General features: G+C 64.2%; 22 protein-coding genes. 8 read left to right on the forward strand and 14 right to left on the reverse strand.

All coding sequences use genetic code 11. From position 1 onward, the window contains the following. Positions 1-2: 2 nt before the first annotated feature. Genes G3572_RS15560 through G3572_RS22310 form a run of 5 tightly spaced genes read right to left on the reverse strand, consistent with a single transcriptional unit; the run spans position 3 to position 3,711 of the window. Positions 3-2,135 carry a transposase domain-containing protein gene (locus G3572_RS15560; protein WP_205518749.1) on the reverse strand — a complete coding sequence of 711 codons (2,133 nt, stop codon included), beginning with the start codon at positions 2,133-2,135 and terminating at the stop codon, positions 3-5. Next, positions 2,132-2,995 (reverse strand): ParB N-terminal domain-containing protein, encoded by an 864-nt coding sequence (locus G3572_RS15565; protein WP_164613553.1) that lies wholly within the window; start codon positions 2,993-2,995, stop codon positions 2,132-2,134. The genes G3572_RS15560 and G3572_RS15565 overlap by 4 nt, the downstream gene beginning before the upstream one ends. Positions 2,996-3,017: 22 nt before the next feature. Continuing rightward, entirely contained in the window at positions 3,018-3,356 is a 339-nt protein-coding gene (locus G3572_RS15570) for a hypothetical protein (protein ID WP_164613555.1), read from the reverse strand. Next, positions 3,356-3,589, reverse strand: a complete 234-nt coding sequence (locus G3572_RS15575; protein WP_164613557.1) for a hypothetical protein — start codon at positions 3,587-3,589, stop codon at positions 3,356-3,358. Before G3572_RS15575 ends, G3572_RS15570 begins: the two co-directional genes overlap by 1 nt. Next, a complete protein-coding gene (locus tag G3572_RS22310) occupies positions 3,586-3,711 on the reverse strand; it encodes a hypothetical protein (protein WP_275897796.1) in 126 nt (41 codons plus the stop codon). The genes G3572_RS15575 and G3572_RS22310 overlap by 4 nt, the downstream gene beginning before the upstream one ends. Before the next feature lie 183 nt (positions 3,712-3,894). Here G3572_RS22310 and G3572_RS15580 point away from each other — a divergent pair, with 183 nt between their 5' ends. Beyond that, positions 3,895-4,308 carry a hypothetical protein gene (locus G3572_RS15580; protein WP_164613559.1) on the forward strand — a complete coding sequence of 138 codons (414 nt, stop codon included), beginning with the start codon at positions 3,895-3,897 and terminating at the stop codon, positions 4,306-4,308. Positions 4,309-4,389: 81 nt separating this feature from the next. On the opposite strand, the gene G3572_RS15585 is transcribed toward G3572_RS15580, so the two are convergent. Further along, on the reverse strand, positions 4,390-4,644 hold the full coding sequence (locus G3572_RS15585) for a hypothetical protein (RefSeq protein ID WP_164613561.1): 255 nt from the start codon (positions 4,642-4,644) through the stop codon (positions 4,390-4,392). 101 nt (positions 4,645-4,745) lie between these two features. On the opposite strand from G3572_RS15585, the gene G3572_RS15590 reads away from it, so the two are divergent. The 4 genes from G3572_RS15590 to G3572_RS15605 are packed head-to-tail and all read left to right on the forward strand — an operon-like array spanning position 4,746 to position 7,039. Beyond that, the gene (locus G3572_RS15590) at positions 4,746-5,450 is read left to right on the forward strand and encodes a S24 family peptidase (protein WP_164613563.1); all 705 of its coding nucleotides are present in this window, start codon (positions 4,746-4,748) and stop codon (positions 5,448-5,450) included. 6 nt (positions 5,451-5,456) lie between these two features. Further along, entirely contained in the window at positions 5,457-5,963 is a 507-nt protein-coding gene (locus G3572_RS15595) for a YbjQ family protein (protein WP_164613565.1), read from the forward strand. Continuing rightward, positions 5,960-6,181 carry a hypothetical protein gene (locus G3572_RS15600; RefSeq protein WP_164613567.1) on the forward strand — a complete coding sequence of 74 codons (222 nt, stop codon included), beginning with the start codon at positions 5,960-5,962 and terminating at the stop codon, positions 6,179-6,181. The genes G3572_RS15595 and G3572_RS15600 overlap by 4 nt, the downstream gene beginning before the upstream one ends. Before the next feature lie 54 nt (positions 6,182-6,235). After that, the gene (locus tag G3572_RS15605) at positions 6,236-7,039 is read left to right on the forward strand and encodes a DNA adenine methylase (protein WP_164613569.1); all 804 of its coding nucleotides are present in this window, start codon (positions 6,236-6,238) and stop codon (positions 7,037-7,039) included. A gap of 530 nt (positions 7,040-7,569) precedes the next feature. On the opposite strand, the gene G3572_RS15610 is transcribed toward G3572_RS15605, so the two are convergent. The 7 genes from G3572_RS15610 to rsgA form a co-directional block, all read right to left on the reverse strand. After that, positions 7,570-7,785, reverse strand: coding sequence for a formate dehydrogenase subunit delta (locus G3572_RS15610; protein WP_164613571.1), 216 nt, complete (start codon positions 7,783-7,785; stop codon positions 7,570-7,572). After that, the gene (fdhD, locus tag G3572_RS15615; RefSeq protein ID WP_164613573.1) at positions 7,775-8,593 is read right to left on the reverse strand and encodes a formate dehydrogenase accessory sulfurtransferase FdhD; all 819 of its coding nucleotides are present in this window, start codon (positions 8,591-8,593) and stop codon (positions 7,775-7,777) included. Before fdhD ends, G3572_RS15610 begins: the two co-directional genes overlap by 11 nt. A gap of 2 nt (positions 8,594-8,595) precedes the next feature. Further along, positions 8,596-11,475 (reverse strand): formate dehydrogenase subunit alpha, encoded by a 2,880-nt coding sequence (gene fdhF / locus G3572_RS15620; protein ID WP_164613576.1) that lies wholly within the window; start codon positions 11,473-11,475, stop codon positions 8,596-8,598. Between the two features lies 1 nt (position 11,476). Further along, complete coding sequence (locus tag G3572_RS15625) at positions 11,477-11,692, reverse strand: DUF4287 domain-containing protein (protein ID WP_164613578.1); 216 nt, start codon at positions 11,690-11,692, stop codon at positions 11,477-11,479. After that, positions 11,689-13,206: a formate dehydrogenase beta subunit gene (locus G3572_RS15630; RefSeq protein WP_164613580.1), complete on the reverse strand. Its 1,518-nt coding sequence runs from the start codon at positions 13,204-13,206 to the stop codon at positions 11,689-11,691. The genes G3572_RS15625 and G3572_RS15630 overlap by 4 nt, the downstream gene beginning before the upstream one ends. Next, positions 13,203-13,679, reverse strand: a complete 477-nt coding sequence (locus G3572_RS15635) for a formate dehydrogenase subunit gamma (protein ID WP_205518750.1) — start codon at positions 13,677-13,679, stop codon at positions 13,203-13,205. The genes G3572_RS15630 and G3572_RS15635 overlap by 4 nt, the downstream gene beginning before the upstream one ends. Positions 13,680-13,780: 101 nt before the next feature. Continuing rightward, positions 13,781-14,833 carry a ribosome small subunit-dependent GTPase A gene (gene rsgA, locus G3572_RS15640; RefSeq protein ID WP_164613582.1) on the reverse strand — a complete coding sequence of 351 codons (1,053 nt, stop codon included), beginning with the start codon at positions 14,831-14,833 and terminating at the stop codon, positions 13,781-13,783. A 150-nt stretch (positions 14,834-14,983) separates the two neighbouring features. Here rsgA and G3572_RS15645 point away from each other — a divergent pair, with 150 nt between their 5' ends. From G3572_RS15645 to G3572_RS15655, 3 genes are all read left to right on the forward strand, one after another. Continuing rightward, positions 14,984-15,571, forward strand: a complete 588-nt coding sequence (locus tag G3572_RS15645) for a DUF1285 domain-containing protein (protein WP_164613584.1) — start codon at positions 14,984-14,986, stop codon at positions 15,569-15,571. Next, positions 15,572-16,348: a hydroxypyruvate isomerase family protein gene (locus G3572_RS15650; protein ID WP_164613586.1), complete on the forward strand. Its 777-nt coding sequence runs from the start codon at positions 15,572-15,574 to the stop codon at positions 16,346-16,348. Between the two features lie 70 nt (positions 16,349-16,418). Then, the gene (locus tag G3572_RS15655) at positions 16,419-16,604 is read left to right on the forward strand and encodes a zinc-finger domain-containing protein (RefSeq protein ID WP_164613588.1); all 186 of its coding nucleotides are present in this window, start codon (positions 16,419-16,421) and stop codon (positions 16,602-16,604) included. A 9-nt stretch (positions 16,605-16,613) separates the two neighbouring features. Here G3572_RS15655 and G3572_RS15660 read toward each other — a convergent pair whose 3' ends face one another. After that, entirely contained in the window at positions 16,614-17,108 is a 495-nt protein-coding gene (locus G3572_RS15660; RefSeq protein ID WP_164613590.1) for a GNAT family N-acetyltransferase, read from the reverse strand. Positions 17,109-17,314 lie beyond the last annotated feature (206 nt).

Consider the following 17,314-nt stretch of genomic DNA (forward strand, 5'->3'; position numbering starts at 1 on the left):
TGTTATCCGAACAGCGTGTCGCCGTGGGTCAGCCACAGCTTCCGCTCGGTCCGGTAGTCGGATGTCGTCTGAAAGCCGGTGAGCCACCGCTGTTGGTCAGCCGTGACCGGCCCACCGGCTTCGATGATCTGTTCCAGCTCCAGCGCCCGCCGGAACAGCTCGCGGGGCGACTGGACAGGATCGACGGCACGCCGGGGGCGTGATGGCAGGGTGGTGACGGTCGCACCCGGCGCGTCTGCCTGTGGGGCCACCTTCGGCTTGCCGCGTACAACGGCCTTTGTCGGCACCAGCTGCACCACGCTCGCCGCCGGTGCGCCGGGTTCGACCGGGGCCACCTTGTCCAGCTCACGGCCAAGCTCTGCCGCTGTGAACACCTTGTGCGCTTTTGCGGCCTCGCGCTCGGCCTTGAGCCAGGCGCGCTTCGACTTGGCGAGAACCTTCGCATCCTCCATCGCGAAAAAACCGCCCCGGTGGAATGTTTCGGCATGGCCGAGGTAAGCGTTGTCCTGACTGTAGATGTGCAAACCGGCCCAGAGATCGGCAGGATCGAAGCGCACCACGACAGCACGACCTGCCAGTTCGGTCATCCAGGACGACCAGTATTTGTTGCCCATCAGACTGACCTCGCCGGTCCGGCTATGGGTCTTCAACCCTTTGGCCCCCATCATCCACATGCGGCGCTGTGCTTCTGTGGCTTTGGTGATCTTCGATCTGGCGTAGCTCTCGTCAAACGCCTCGGCAAAGCTGCGCCCATAGGCCACTTCCGAGCGCCGCCCCACACGGGTGTTATGCTCCGCGATGCCCTCGGCAACGATCCGCAGGAATTCTTCCAGTTCGATCGCACGGCTGCCGTAATTCTCGGGCTTGGCATCGGGCCGATTGCCCGTCCATGATCCTTCAAGCCGGGGATCCTTGGCGATGCTGTCGCACATATCCCGGAAAGCGCGCTCGATAGGCTTGGATTGGCCGCTATAGGGCGTGGCCCAGTGGATCTCGCAGCCGAGCGATGTGAACAGGCCCGGCACATCGTCATCCATGACCTTGAACCGATACCGGGTCTCGGAACCGCCGGTCACCGATTTCGCGGCAAATTCGCGCCCGTTGTCGAGCAACACATGCTTCGGGATGCCCCAGTCCTCGATCATGTCGCCAGCGGCCAGCAACACGGTGCTGCTGTTGGCGGTCTGGTCGACCCGCCATGCGATGATGCGACCGGAAAAGATGTCCTGAAACGCCACCATCTGGGGCCGCCCAATATACGGTGGCTCATTCTGTCCCGGCTCGACCGGCCAGATGACGAAGTTGTCCCACTTGTGATAGTCGGCGTTCACCGCTTCCAGCGCATGCAGGCAGGTCTTGTCACGCACCTGGCTCGGATACAGCCGCTTGACCGCATCGAGCCCTTTGCGCAGCAGGACCTGCGTCACATGGCTGACCACCGCATTCAGCCGCCGCCGCATCATCCATTCCGGCAGGATCGCCAACCCCCTGGCCTTCGCGATCCGGACAACCGCCCGATAGGCCGAGGCAAAGGACGGCCCGGACAGCCGCAGATAATAGCTCTTGATCAGGTCGAAGAACTCGGGATCGCAATCGACGGTGCCCCCCTGACGGCTGGCACCGTCATTGCGGCGATCCACAAGATAGGGCAGCCGGTCGGCGCTGCGCACCCCCTCGATCATGTTCAGCCAGTTCCAGATCGTGCGCGCGCCCTGACCCGTTGCCATGGCCACCTGCCGCACCGCCAGATCCCGGCCCAGCACCGGCTCCATCGCCTCGACCTGCTGGATGATCCGCAGCCGGGTCAGCGCCCTGGCCTTGGCATTCTCCTTCAGGCCCTCATACCACGCCCAGGCCTCCTCCCGGTCCATGCGCTCGGGTGCAGTCGGATCACCAGCATCTGCAGCAGCGGCTTCGATCAGCCTGCGCTGAGCGCGTGGTGGCAACAGCCGCCAGCTGTATTCCCAGCCACCGCCCCGCCCGGACCGGCGGCGCGCGAATTCAGGGTGCCCGCGCCAGTCGTTGCGCCGGGCGAAATCATCAACACCCTGCCGGGTGTCCGGCAGATCGGGCAGCGCCGCAGCAGACAGCTCTGCCGTCGACCACCATTCCTTTTGCGGGGCGGCGGCGATCATGCGGCCTCTCCCCGGCCCTTGGCGACACGCGCCATCACAGCGGCAATCGCGCCGTATTCGTCATCGACAAACTGGGCGCGGGCCGCAGGGCGGGCGCGGGACCATGCCGCCAGCAGCGCCTTGAACTCGGCTGCAACCGGGTCTTTAACGGGGGTTTCAACACCGGATTTCAGGCTGCGCCGTGCCTCGGCGGCGGACTTGCATTGACCCGCCGCCATCCGCCCGACCACGTCATGACGTTCGGTCGGATCACTGATCCGGGCAATCTCGGTCAGGTCTTTCAGGGTGACCGGGCGCGGGGCCTGGCGCAGCTGGTGCACCTCGCCAGCGCCGAGCTTCCCACCAGCGGCAACGATCTTGCGTACCTGCCGATCGGTGAGGCCGAATTTCTCTGCTGTCGCGGTCACGAATGCGACGGAACTCGGTTCCGTCGCATCCCAGCGTTTGGCCGCCAACGCTGCCCCGGTCGCATATTTCGTTTCTGGGTGCAGCCGCTCATAGACCTTCTTGCGCTCCGCCAGAAACACCGCCGTATCCAGCGCATTCATCTCCGCGCCCGCAAGGTTGTCATCGATCTCCATCAGACGCGCCCAGTCGTCGGTCACGTCGGTCCAGACCTTGGCCTCGATCTCTTCCCAGCCCAGCCGCTTTGCCGCCTCCAGCCGGTGCGCCCCGGCGATCAGCACAAGGCTGCCGTCCTTCTTCTTGCGCACATGGATCGCATCCTTCATCACGCCGGTCTCGCGGATCGAGGCGATCAGGCTTTCGACCCCCGCCTCCGAGACCGGGCGCAACCGGCTGCGGGCGTCGATATCGGCCAGCTTCACCGTGGATTGCTGCATCAGGGTTGGTTTCTTCACGTCTGGCCCCTTGTCTTCCCCGTCACGCCCTTGCGGCGCGACGGACCTTTCCGCTCGATGTGGCGGCAATCGTCATGCTGCCGCCGTCACTGCGCCCCCGGCAGCCATTGCAAAGCCGGTGATGGATGCCCTCACTCGCGAACTCTGTGCTGCAGGACAGGCAGGGCCGAGGCCCGCGCTTCGCCTTCAGATCAGCGGCGCGCTGCAAACGGTCGCGCAGCTGCTCGGCTTGCACCCGGAACGGTGTGATCCGGCCACACATCGCCCCCTCCGGGTCAAACACCGCATAGCCCTTGCCGGGCAGATGCTCGGCCCGGAAAGCCATGCGCGCGGGCTTTGGCAGGTTGCAGTCCTTGGTCATCAAAACCACCCTCCCCGTGCCAGCCAGAGCGTGATCCGGCCAAGCAACTGATTGGACATGCAGCGGTGCAGGGCATCGACCAGAGCGTCGACCGAATGCGTGTAGCGGGCCGTGGCACTGTCCCGCTCCGCCTGGGTCACGGTGCGGTCGCGCATCTGCGCGCGGGCATCAAGCGCCGCCTGCAAATGGCCCATGGCCGTCGCCCAGGTCTGAGGAACGCCGAGCATCATCATTGTGCCCCCTCCCCTGCCAGCAGGCAGACATACAGCAGGGCAAACAGCGCAGCCGCGCCCAGGACATCACCGATCAGGCTGTTCTCAAGGCGGGCATGGGCCGCGAGCAGGCGGTGCAGCACGCCCTGACCGGCCGGGGTTGGCTCCCCGGCCCGGTCAGGGCGGCTCCCGCTGCGGCAGGGGCCAGCCGACCGCCGCGAAACAGAAACAGGTGCCCGGTCCGGCAGCGAATTCGCTTTGGCCGGACCGGGGCCTCCCCTACCATCCGAAGCGCAAACAACCGGACGGGAAGAAGGACTTGGCCGATGGAACATTTCGACCGATACATCTGGGAGGCGGAAGCGCATGCTAACGAACTCCTTGACGTGTATTCTGAGGACGAGCGGGAAGTGTTGGCGGATTGGCTCGAACGCGACTGGCAAACTCTGCTCCCGCAGTTGCTTGACCCGCCAAAGGTGGCCTTTGTCTACCTGGGCGAAGATCCGGCTGAGCGGGATCGTAGGATTGCCCGTCTTGGCCCGGATGATCAGGTTCTTCTGTGGGTTCAGGCGCGGTTCCTCGCTCTTCGAGCAGCCAGAGCCATGCGGCTCGCTCAGCGCGTACTGCCCACGAAGGGTTGGAAATATCGCAAAGCCGCCCGACACGCGGCCGAATGCGTTTCTCAAGCTCCGGGGCTGCCATCACCAAGGGAGACAGCAACACTTCTACTCCCCGGATAAGAAATCTGTCGATCAGGATGCCGGGAATGAACGCCGGAGCTGCTGTCCGCAACTCTTCGCGCAGGCCGGGAAACAGGCGCATCACGCAGCCTCCTTCTTGCTCTTGGGGGGACGGGGAATGTCGGAAGGCCAGGTGAGGTCTTCCGGCCAGTTGTCGGAGAACCACTGCAGTACGGCCGTTGCGGTTTTGACTGTGCAGCCTTTTCCTTCACGCAACCGCTTGAAGAACTGGCCGTCACCACGGGCGAGGAATGACACCCGCCAGTGGCTCATATTGGTGTGCTGCGCGAACGCATCACTGAGGTCGAGAAGGTGCTGATAGCTGGCATGGGTCATGCCGCATATAAGACATATCAATCTTGTCTGGTCAAGATATTTGCGTCTTATCCACCCGAATCAGATTTATTTATCTTGCCTAGGGTGTATAGTCACACGCCATGCAAGCTAACACATTGAAATCACAAGACATAAGAGAGCGCATTCGCGAGCTGGTTGAAGCTGGCCTGCGTAACAAAGGCGTTTCTGGCCGCTTGGCTTCTTTCGCCATCGTCGGCCACGATGGACTGATCAGAGATATCCGGGCTGGACGGCTCGTGGGCATTGACAAACTCGACGCGCTCTTTGAATACCTCGGGCTTGAGCTTTACTTCGGGCCGCCCCGTGACACCGCCCCAGCGGAACAGATGTTTATTGACGGCAAGGATTTCGCCCATATCCCATTGCACGGAGCAAGCCTTGCCGCAGGCGGGGGCGCAATGAACGAAGGTGAGACGGTGATCGACCACCTGGCCTTCCGGCGTTCTTGGTTGACCAGGATAGGTGTATCGGCCTCTTCTGCCAGACTGGCTCGGGCTACTGGCGACAGTATGATGCCGACGATACATCCGGGCGATATGCTTTTGATCGACACCTCAAAAGACGCACCACCTGACAAGCCCAGATCGCCGAAAGACACTCGGCCTGCCCCGATCTACGCTCTCCTCGACGACGGTGCGGCAAGGGTCAAGCGCTTGGCGCTCGTCGACAAAAACAATCTCGGTCTCCTGTCAGACAACCACACAACACCCCCAGAATTTCGCCCGATTTCCGATGTAAAGATCATCGGAAAGGTGATGTGGTGGGGTCACACGAATAAGGAGTAACCGGCTATGGCAACCTGTTCAAACTGCACCGCCGAAGTATCCCGCTGGGATCTTCAGTTCGGTCTGTGCGCCCCATGTGCACTGGCAAAAAAGGCAGAAGAATCGTCTCGGGAAGCTCTTGCCACTGCGGCCGCAGAACAACAGAGACGAGACGCTGGTCAGGCCGCCTCCCGCATCATCCTGACCACGGAAACCGCTCACAACCTGCCGGTGATCGAGCGGCTGGATATCGTGACGGCCGAGGTCGTGATCGGCATGCATCTGTTCAAGGATATCGGGGCGATGTTCCGCGACACCTTTGGTGGCCGCAGCAAGATCATGCAACAGGGCCTGCGCGAAGCCCGCGAAACCGCCCTGGCCGAACTGCGGCTGGAGGCGTTCAACCTCGGGGCCGATGCTGTCGTGGGCGTTGACCTCGATTATTCAGAAATCTCCGGCCAGGGCAAAAGCATGCTGCTTCTTGTAGCCTCCGGCACGGCTGTGAGCTTAGAAAAGCAGGCTGTTAGGCCATGACCAAGCCAAACGCCTCAAAAGCTCAACCGAGACAAAAGGGCAGCAAGATAAAGCCTGCCAGAGAGCGCGCCGCCCGCGCGCTTTGTCGCTTTGCGGGCAACCCCGAGGACATCCAATTCGAAGGCAAACCAATGTGGCAGCATTATCTGGCGGAAGTTGATATCGTGCTGGGCGCGGTACTGACGCTAGACGAAATGGATCGCATCGACGGGCTGTGACACCCGCCTAAGTTCATGATATGTTCCAAGCTTGTCTCAGCCGCAGGACCCCCCATGAACGCCGATTTAAGGCCCGTTGAACCGACCCTTCCCGTCGCCCCCTGGCTGGGCGGCAAGCGCAACCTGGCCAAGCGCATCTGTGCCATTCTTGATGCGACACCCTGCACCACCTATGCCGAGCCCTTCGTTGGCATGGGCGGTATTTTCCTGCGCCGCCGCACCCGGCCAAGGGCCGAGGTGATCAATGACGCGGGCCGCGATGTCGCCAACCTGTTCCGCATCCTGCAGCGGCACTATCCGCAGTTCCTCGACACGCTGCGCTTCCAGTTGACGACGCGGGTCGAATTCAACCGACTGGTCGAGACCAGCCCGGACACGCTGACCGATCTCGAACGCGCAGCGCGTTTCCTCTATCTCCAGCGCACTGCCTTTGGCGGCAAGGTCTCGGGCCGCAATTTCGGCGTCGCGGTTGACCGGCCCGGCCGGTTCAACCTGACGACACTGGAACCGATGCTGGAAGATCTGCACACGCGCCTCTCGGGCGTGGTCATCGAATGCCTCGACTTCGGTGATTTCATCCGGCGCTACGACAGCCCTGGGACGCTGTTCTATCTGGACCCACCCTATTGGGGTTGCGAGGGCGACTATGGCAAGGCCCTGTTCAGCCGCGACGATTTCCAGCGCCTCTCCGACCAGCTGGCGGGCGCGAATGGCCGGTTCCTCCTGTCGATCAACGACGTGGCAGAGGTCCGCCACGTCTTCGCCTGGGCCAAGATCGAGGAGGTCGCAACGACCTATACCGTCGCCGGAAAAGGCCGGGCAAAGCCCGCCGCAGAACTGCTGATCAGCCGTCTTTAGCGCCAAATCCATTTGCATGTTCGGCCACCGCCCCCGGCTGCGCCACTCCACTGGTAATGCTATTGTTTCAAAGGGTTACGCCGAACATGCAAACGCCTCCGGAACTTGCGGCCAAATTTGCATGTTCCGGAGCCCGCCAGACCGGCCAAACATGCCACCCGCCTGCGCACTCTCGCCTGAAAACCATTGTTTTACAGCTATTTGAACGGTCCGCTCTCGACGCCCCTAAAGAGCGGCTGCGAATGCCTCAAACTCGCTTTTGAGGTCGTTTCGTGGTCCTACTGCAAACTTCGCACATTCCGCGCCAAGAGCCTGCCGACCCACCATAACTCCCCGTTTTCCCGCGCTTTTCCACGTTCTTCCGGCTTCAGTCGGCCTCTTCCGGTTTCCTGCAGATTACAGCGTCAACGTACAGGCGCGGCGCAAGAAGCGGGCGGCAAATGCGGCCTGTGCCGCAGGCTATCCGGCCCGCCGCACCCTCTGTCTGATGATTGCTGCGGGGTCAAGCCCCGCCCGCGCGCCGTCTGCCGTCAGGCCGGCGCGCGAATATGGGCGCAAGCCTCGCGCGCCAGAGGCGACAGGCCCGCACCGCCGGCCGCCGCATGATCGAGCAGTTTCGCCCGCATCCGCGGCTCCCAGAAATCATTGATATGGGCCGCCACACGCTCTGCCCGGTTCTTGTCGGGCTGGGACTCGAAAAATGTGGCGATCTGATTGGCCATCATCACCATTTTTTCAGGCTGCATCACAGGCTCCGGTCTGAATACGGTCAGGGTGGGTATAAAGATCAAAGCCGCCGCCCCGTGCAAAGGCGGCAAGCGTCAGCCCCGCGTCCAGGGCAAGGCGCAAGGCATGGGCGGTCGGAGCAGAAACGGCGATCAGCACCGGACATCCGGCCATAACGGTTTTCTGCACCATCTCCACCGACACGCGCGAGGTCAGCACGATGGCTCCGGCCCCGGCCTCCACCCCGCCACGCACCATCGCTCCGATCAGCTTATCAAGCGCATTGTGCCGCCCCACATCTTCGCGGGCCAGCACAATCCCCTGTCCGGGCAGCAGGAATCCGGCGGCATGCACGGCATGGGTCTGGTCGTGCAGGGGTTGATGGGCGCGCAGGGCGTCGGTCGCGCGGGCCACCTCGGCCCGCGTCAAGCGGGGACCCGCCGCCACCAGCCTCGGCAACGGGCGGATCGCCTGCTCCAGACTGTCGATCCCGCACAGACCGCAACCCACGGGGCCAAGCATGTTGCGGCGGCGCGCCTGCATCGCCTTGGCCCGCGCCTCGGTGATCCAGAACCGCGCCTCTATGCCAGCCTCATGCGCGACAACCTCGAACGAATCCACCTGATCCAGCGTGTCGATAAATCCCTCGGTCAGCGCAAAGCCAAAGGCGAAATCCTCGATATCCTGCGGAGAGGCCATCATCACCGCCGCCGTGGTGCCGTTGAACACCAGCGCCACGGGCGTCTCCTCGGGCAGGTTGCGCCAAACCTCGCGCATGCTGTCACCCTGCACTGAAACCCCGCGCAGGCCCGTGATCGCCGCCCGCATCGCTATTCCGCCGCCGGAAGGATGCGCCGCGACATCTCGGCCTGTGCGCTGTAATCCTCCTGCCAGTCCGATGGGCCGTTGGACGGAGAGACCTGCACCGCCGTGACCTTGTATTCCGGGCAGTTGGTGGCCCAGTCCGAAAAATCGGTGGTGATCACATTGGCCTGCGTGTCGGGGTGGTGGAAGGTGGTATAGACCACGCCCGGCGACACCCGGTCTGTCAGTTTCGCCCGCAGGGTCGTCTCCCCCGAACGCGAGGCGAGACGCACGAAATCGCCTTCCTTCACCCCGCGCACTTCGGCATCATGCGGGTGGATTTCCAGCACATCCTGATCGTGCCAGACCACATTCGCGGTGCGCCGGGTCTGCGCCCCCACGTTATATTGCGACAGGATGCGCCCCGTGGTGAGCAAAAGCGGGAAGCGCGGGCCGGCGCGTTCTTCGGTGGCGACATATTCGGTCACGATGAACCGCCCCTTGCCGCGCACGAAACCGTCCACATGCATCAGCGGGGTGCCATCGGGGTTCGCCTCGTTGCAGGGCCACTGGACAGAGCCTTTCTCCTCCAGCACCTCGTAATTCACCCCCGCAAAGCTGGGCGTCGTCAGCGCGATTTCATCCATGATCTGCGACGGGTGGGTATAGTGCCAATCGGCCCCCATCGCACGCGCCAGCATCTGCGTCACCTCCCAGTCGGCATAGCCGTTGCGCGGGGCCATCACGCGCCGCACGCGGTTGATGCGGCGCTCGGCATTGGTGAAGGTGCCGTCTTTCTCAAGGAAGGTGGAGCCGGGCAGGAAGACATGCGCGTAATTCGCCGTCTCGTTCAGGAACAGGTCATGCACGATGACACATTCCATCGCCGCCAGACCCGCTGCCACATGTTTGGTGTCGGGGTCGGATTGCAGAATGTCCTCGCCTTGGCAGTAGAGCCCCTTGAACGTTCCCTCCACCGCCGCATCCAGCATGTTTGGGATGCGCAGGCCGGGTTCCGGATCAATCGTCACCCCCCAGGCCGCTTCGAACACCGCGCGCGCCTCGTCGCCTTTCACATGGCGATAGCCGGGAAGTTCGTGCGGGAATGACCCCATGTCGCATGACCCCTGCACGTTGTTCTGTCCCCGCAGCGGGTTCACCCCCACACCGGGGCGGCCGACGTTGCCGGTCAGCATCGCCAGATTGGCAATCCCGATCACGGTCGTGGAGCCCTGCGAATGTTCGGTCACGCCAAGGCCATAGTAAATCGCCCCGTTGCCGCCGGTGGCAAACAGCCGCGCCGCCGCCCGCAGATCGGCGGCAGGCACCCCGGTCAGCAACTCGGTCGCTTCGGGCGAGTGGCGCGGGTCCGAGATAAAGGCGGCATAGTCCTGAAACTCGTCCCAGTCGCAGCGCTCGCGGATGAAGGCCTCATCCATCAGCCCTTCGGTCACGATCACATGGGCCAAGGCCGAGACCACGGCCACATTGGTGCCGGGGCGCAGCGGAAGGTGGTGCGCCGCCTTGATATGCGCCGATTTCACCAGATCAATCCGGCGCGGGTCGATCACGATCAGCTTGGCTCCGGCGCGCAGGCGCTTTTTCAGACGGCTGGCAAAGACCGGATGGCCGTCGGTCGGGTTGGCCCCGATCACGATCACCACATCGGTGTGTTCGACCGAGTCGAAATCCTGCGTCCCTGCGCTGGTGCCAAAGGTCTGGCCCAGACCATAGCCAGTGGGCGAGTGGCACACCCGCGCGCAGGTGTCGGTGTTGTTGTTCCTGAACACACCCCGCGCCAGTTTCTGCACCAGATAGGTTTCCTCATTGGTGCAGCGGCTGGAGGTGATGACCCCGATCGAGCGGCGGCCATATTTCTCCTGCAAGCCCCGCATCCGGTCGGCGGCAAAGCGCAGCGCCTCGTCCCAGCTGACCTCTTGCCACGGCTGGTCGATCCGGTCGCGGATCATCGGCTTCAGTATGCGGTCGCGGTGGGTGGCATAGCCATAGGCAAAGCGGCCCTTCACGCAGGAATGGCCACGGTTGGCCTTGCCGTGCTTGTAAGGCACCATGCGCACCAGCTGGTCGCCGTTCAATTCGGCCTTGAAGGAACAGCCCACGCCGCAATAGGCGCAAGTGGTGATGACCGATTTCTGCGGCGTGCCGAGTTCGATTACCGATTTTTCCTGCAAGGTCGCGGTGGGGCAGGCCTGCACGCAAGCACCGCAACTCACGCAATCGGACTCCAGCGCGGTATCGGTTTTCGCCCCGAACGACACCCGGCTGTCAAAACCGCGCCCTTCGATGGTCAGCGCAAAGGTGCCCTGCACCTCTTCGCAGGCCCGCACGCAGCGCGAACAGACGATGCACTTGGCCGGATCATAGGTGAAATACGGGTTCGACGTATCTTTCGGAATATACTGCGGGTTCGCCTCGCCACTGGTGTTGCGCGGGCGGAAATGGGTTTTCTGCGCCTCATAGCGCACATCGCGCAGGCCTACCGCGCCCGCCATATCCTGCAACTCGCAATCCCCATTCGCCGAGCAGGTGAGGCAATCCAGCGGGTGGTCCGAGATATACAGCTCCATCACCCCGCGCCGGATCTTGCGCACGGTGTCCGACTGGGTGTGCACCACCATGCCGGGGGTCACGGGCGTGGTGCAAGAGGCGGGCGTGCCGCGCCGCCCCTCGATCTCAACCACGCACAGACGGCAAGAGCCAAAAGCCTCCAGACTGTCTGTCGCGCAAAGTTTCGGCACCTGAATGCCCGCCTCGGCCGCCGCGCGCATCACAGAGGTGCCGGCGGGAACCGTGACATCAAAGCCATCGATGCTCAGCGTGACCATCTCTTTGGCGCGCGCGGCAGGGGTTCCGAAATCGCGGTCGGGAATGATGAAGTCTTTCATCTCAGGCACCCTTCTTCTTCTGGGCAAGCTGGTGGGCGACGATGGCATTGGCATGGCCGTGGCCCATCGCATGGGTTTCCTTCAGGAAGGACACGATCTGCATATGCGAAAGCTCCAGCATCGGCGCGATCTCGTCGAACCAATGCTGCATCGGCTGGCCGTATTTCTTTTCGATGGCGGGGAAATAGGACCCGGGGCCCTGCACCTTTTCGGTCATTCCGCAGCCTCTTTCCGCGTCGCGAAGTCATCGGGGAAATGGGTCAGCGCCGACATCACCGGAAACGGCGTGAAGCCGCCCAAGGCACAAAGCGAGCCAAGCTTCATCGTCTCGCACAGGTCGGTCAGGATCGGCACCGCCGCCGCATCGCCGCGCGCAATCCGGTCGATGGTTTCCATGCCGCGCACCGCGCCCACACGGCAGGGGGTGCATTTGCCGCAGGATTCCACCGCGCAGAATTCCATCGCAAAGCGCGCCATGCCCAGCATGTCGGTGGTGTCGTCAAACACCACCAGTCCGGCATGGCCGATCAGACCGCCCGCCGCGTCAAAGTCTTCATAGCCCAAGGGCGTGTCGAACTTCGACACCGGCATATAGGCCCCCAGCGGCCCGCCCACCTGCACCGCCTTGACAGGGCGGCCCGTGGCGGTGCCGCCCGCGACCTCGTTCACCAGTTCGCCAAGCCGCATCCCGAAGGCGGTTTCAAACAACCCGCCCCGCGCCACATTGCCCGCGATCTGCAGCGTCACCGTCCCGCGCGACCGCCCCAGCCCGAAGTTGGCATAATGCGTCGCGCCCTTTTCGAAGATCACCGGCACCGTCGCCAGCGAGATCACGTTGTTCACCACGGTCGGGCGGCCCATGAAACCTTCCAGCGCGGGCAGCGGCGGCTTGGCCCGCACCACGCCGCGCTTGCCCTCCAGCGCGTTCAAGAGCGAGGTTTCCTCGCCGCAGACATAGGCCCCCGCCCCGACGCGCACCTCAAGGTCAAAGGCACGGCCCGACCCCAGCACATCGGCCCCGAGCAGCCCCGCGCCCCGCGCGATCTGCACGGCGGCGTTCATCACTTTTATGGCGTCAGGATATTCCGAGCGCAAAAACACAAAGCCCCGCGTCGCGCCCACGCCAAGCCCCGCAATCACCATGCCTTCGATCACGGTAAAGGGGTCGCCTTCCATGATCATGCGATCGGCGAAGGTGCCGCTGTCGCCTTCATCTGCATTGCAGACGATATACTTTTGCGGGGCCTTCGCCCCCAGAACCGTGTTCCACTTGATGCCGGTGGGAAAGCCCGCGCCGCCCCGCCCACGCAGGCCGCTGTCGGTCACTTCCTGCACGATCTGCGCTGGGGTCATTTCCAGCGCGCGCCGCAGGCCCGCAAGCCCGCCATGCGCCTCGTAGTCGCGCAGGTTCAGCGGGTCGATTACGCCGCAGCGCGCAAAGGTCAGCCGCGTCTGCCGCGCAAAGAACGGGATCGCCTCGACCGGACCCAGCCCTGCAAGCGTGCCATCGAGCAGTGCCGGCACATCCTGCGGCGTGACAGGGCCATAGGCCAGACGCCCGCTGCCGCTGTCGATCTCCACCAGCGGCTCCAGCCAGACCATCCCGCGCGAGCCGTTGCGCACCAGTTCCACCGCCAGCCCGCGGCGCGCGACCTCGGCCACAATCGCCTCGGCCACCTCGTCCGCGCCCAGCGCCTTGGCGGCACTGTCGAGGGGAACGTAAATCTTCATGCCCCCACCTCGCGCAGCAAAGCATCCATCCGGGCGGCATCCACACGGCCCACCACCTTGTCATCCACCATCGCCGCAGGGGCGCAGGCACACAGGCCAAGGCAATACACAGGCTCGACCGTCACCGCGCCATTCGCCGTGGTGCCATGCCAGCCGATTCCCAGCCTGGCCAAGGTCTGCTCGGCCAAGGCCGCGCCGCCCATCGCCTGACAGGCCTCGGCGCGACAGATCTTGACCACATGCCGCCCCGCAGGCACCTCGCGGAAATCGTGATAGAACGACACCACGCCATGCACCTCGGCCTTGCTGATATTCAGCGCCTCGGCAATCAGCGGCTGCGCGCGATCGGGCACATGGCCAAAGCGCGCCTGAATGTCATGCAAGATCGGCAAAAGCGGCCCCTCGAGCGCAAGATGCGGCGCAATCAGCGCAGAGATTTCGGCATCCGAGGGGACGGGCAGTCTTGTGTGCATGGCTGACCTTTGGCTTGCGTGCGCCAAAGGCTACCCTGCTGATGCCCCTGCAATCAATATCGGAAATCCGTCAAGCGATAGACGCAGCCTATCAATCCGCCCTAGCGGTGCTTGCCATAGGGCTTGGTGGTCTTGTTTCCACGCGGTCCGGTCGCCACGGGGGTGTTGGCGCGGTTCTCCTCCATCAACTTGCGCCAACGCTCCAGCCGCGCCGGGTCCAGATCGCCTGCGGCAACGGCGGCCTGCACGGCGCAACCCGGCTCATGCGCATGGGTGCAGTCGCGAAAGCGGCAGGCGGGGGCAAGTTCCGCGATCTCGGCGAAAAGCACGTCAAGGCCCACCGACAGGTCGCTGACCTGCAGGCTGCGGATCCCCGGCGTATCGATGACCCAGCCACCCCCCACGATCCGGTGCAAGGACCGCGCTGTGGTGGTATGCCGCCCCCTGGCATCATCCTCGCGGATGCTGCCCGTCAACTGCGCCTCTGCCCCGGTCTTGGCTGCCAGCGTATTGAGCAAGGATGACTTTCCCACCCCCGAAGAGCCAACCAGCGCCACCGTCTGCCCATGCCCGCACCACGGCGCAAGCGTCAGCGCCGCCTCGGGCGCATTGGCATTCAGCGCCACCACCGGCAAATCGCGCTGCAACCCGATCACCTGCGCAACAAAGGGCGCCACATCCGCGACCTGATCGGCCTTGGTCAGCACGATCACCGGCGCAGTGCCAACCTCGTTTGCCAGCGCCAGATACCGCTCCAGCCGCGCCGGGTTCAGATCGTCGTTGCAGGACGAGACGATGAACAGCGTATCCACATTGGCCGCCATCAGTTGCGGCACCCGCCCGCCTTCGGTACGGCGCTGGATCAGCGTCTGACGCTCCAGCCTGCGCACCAGCAAATCGGTTTCGGGTTCCACCAGAACCCAATCGCCCACGGCGTAATCGGCGGTATTGGTCAGCGGCGCGATTTGCAGGCGCACCGGCCCTGCCGCGCCCTCGGCGCTCATCCGCGCGCGGTGGACCGTCGCCACGCGCATCGGCAGCAGCGCGGCATCGGCGGGCGTCAGTTGCGCCTCGAAAAACGGGGTCCAGCCCAGCGCCTCTGCGGTCAGGCGGGCCTCGGCCTTGGCGGGGTTCGGATCGTCGGCATGTGTCATCCCCCTTGCATGCGCGGCCCCTCGGTTTGATGCAAGGGCCAGCGCCCGCAAAGGCAGCGGATTTTGCGTGGCAGTGGTCAAACCCGCGCGGGATGCTTACATAGAAAGGCCAGCGGCGCGCCACTTGTGCCGAAACCGAAAGGCCCCGTCATGTCGAACGACACACGCGCAGCAGTCTCTGCCGAAGGGCTCACCGCCTCGCTCGCGGCCCTGCCCCAAAAGGGCCTGCCCCCCGTGCATCTGTGGAACCCGCCCTATTGCGGCGATCTGGACATGCGCATCGCCCGCGATGGCACATGGTTCCACGAAGGCACCCCGATCGGGCGGGCGCGGATGGTGCGGCTGTTCTCGACCATCCTGAAACGCGAGGGAGACCGGTATTTTCTGGTGACACCGGTGGAAAAGGTGGGGATCACGGTAGATGACACCCCCTTTCTTGCCATCGATGTTACCCGCACCGGCACAGGGCGCGACCAGACCCTTACCTTTCTGACCAAGACCGAGGATGAGGTGCTGGCCGGCCCCGACCATGCCATCCGCGTCACCATCGATCCGCAAACGGGAGAGCCGTCGCCCTATCTGCATGTGCGCGGCGGGATGGAGGCGCGCATCGACCGCAAGACTTTCTACCGCCTTGTCGATCTTGGCACGCAGGAAGAGGTTGACGGCACCCCCTGGTTCGGCGTCTGGTCTGCGGGCGCGTTTTTTCCCATGATCCCATCGGCCGACCTGCCCTGAATGCCCCGATTTGCCGCCAATCTGACCATGCTGTTCACCGAGGTGCCCAGCCTGCACCGGCCGGACCTTGCCGCGCAGGCAGGCTTCGACGGGGCCGAAATCCTGTTCCCCTATGACCACTCCGAAACGGAATGGGAAAAGGCGCTGGCCGGTCTGCCGCTTGCACTCATCAACACGCCCCCGGGCAACTGGTCAGCCGGAGACCGCGGTTTTGCCGCCGTGCCGGGCGAGGAAGAGCGGTTTCGCAGCGGCTTTCTGCGCGCGGCCAGCCTTGCCAGCCGCCTTGGCGCCAAACGGGTGCATGTGATGGCGGGGGTCGCGCGCGGCCCGCAGGCCGAACAGACCTACCGCGAAAATCTGACATGGGCTGTGCATCAGGCACCCGATCTGGGCCTCACGATAGAGCCGATCAATTCCGATGACATGCCCGGCTATTTCCTGAACGATTTCGATCAGGCGGCCCGTATTCTGGAAGACCTGAACGCGCCGCAGATCGGCCTCCAATTCGATGTCTGGCACGCCGCGCGCATCCACGGCAATGCCAGCGCGGTCTGGGCCAGCCACCGCGAACGCGTTTCCCATGTCCAGATCGCGGGTTTTCCGTCGCGCAACGAACCGGGCGGCGGCGGCTTCGATCTGCCCGCGCTTTGCGCCGAGCTTGATGCCGCAGACCGCGACATCTGGGTCTCGGGCGAATACCGTCCGGCCCGCGCCACGGTGCACGGGCTGATGTGGCTGCAGGCGCTCAAATCGCGCCATCGCAAGATCGGCGATTGACGCGCCGCGCCCTTGCCCCAGCAGCGGTTTTCCGTATGATGCGGGCGCAGCAAGACCAAGGATCACAGCCATGAGCATCGACGCGCCGGAAACCCAGATCGTCACCACCTGGAAAGTCGCCTGCGACGGCGGCGAAGGCGCCTTGGGCCACCCGCGCGTCTGGCTCACGATCCCCGAGGATCTGGGCTATGTCGAATGCGGCTATTGCGACAAGCGCTATGTGATCGACCGCGAGCATGCGCACGGCGATCACTAAGGCCCGCGCCTAGCCCAGCGGCACCGCAAAGGACGGCCCCGGCATCGGGCGTTCCACCAGCCCCATCGCGCGATAGGCCAGCGCCGCCCCTGCATTGCGCGGATGGGTGCCGATGGTCAGCCGCTTGCAGCCTTCCGCCTGCGCAAGATCGCGCGCCGCCGCGACCAGCGCGCGCCCGATCCCCCGGCCGCGAAACACATCCTGCACGAACAGATGCGTGATGTCATAGCCCGACCGCCCGGTGATCAGGTCGGTGCGCCGCGTCAGCAGCGCATAGCCGACCGGAAGACGGGACGGACGGTCTGCCGGAAAGGCGACCAGCCCGCGCAGGTCCGGTGCATCCAGCACCAGCGCGCGCAGCATCGGCGGCGTGATGGTGGCCACATCGCCATGATGGGCGGCAAGGTCGATCAGCATGCGATGCACCTCGGGCAGGTGCGCCGCCGCCAGCGGGCGGATTTCAACAGGGGGATGGTTCGGGATCACGATCTTGGTCTCTCTCACGCGAGGGGCCCGCGCGGGAGGAACCATCTTCATCGGCCTGACCCTTGCGGGCGGCTGATGGGGGTTTCATGCGAAACTGCCCTGCCGCCTATGTGGCGCAGGTCCAATAAAACGACGCAGGAGCGGTCTTTATGGCGTTCAGGTGCAGCATGCCGCGCAAACTGCGGCGGATTGCCCCTCCTGTCAACCCTCTGCCCCCTTGGGCC

It is taken from the genome of Pseudotabrizicola algicola (genome assembly GCF_010915705.1).
GTDB lineage: Bacteria > Pseudomonadota > Alphaproteobacteria > Rhodobacterales > Rhodobacteraceae > Pseudotabrizicola > Pseudotabrizicola algicola.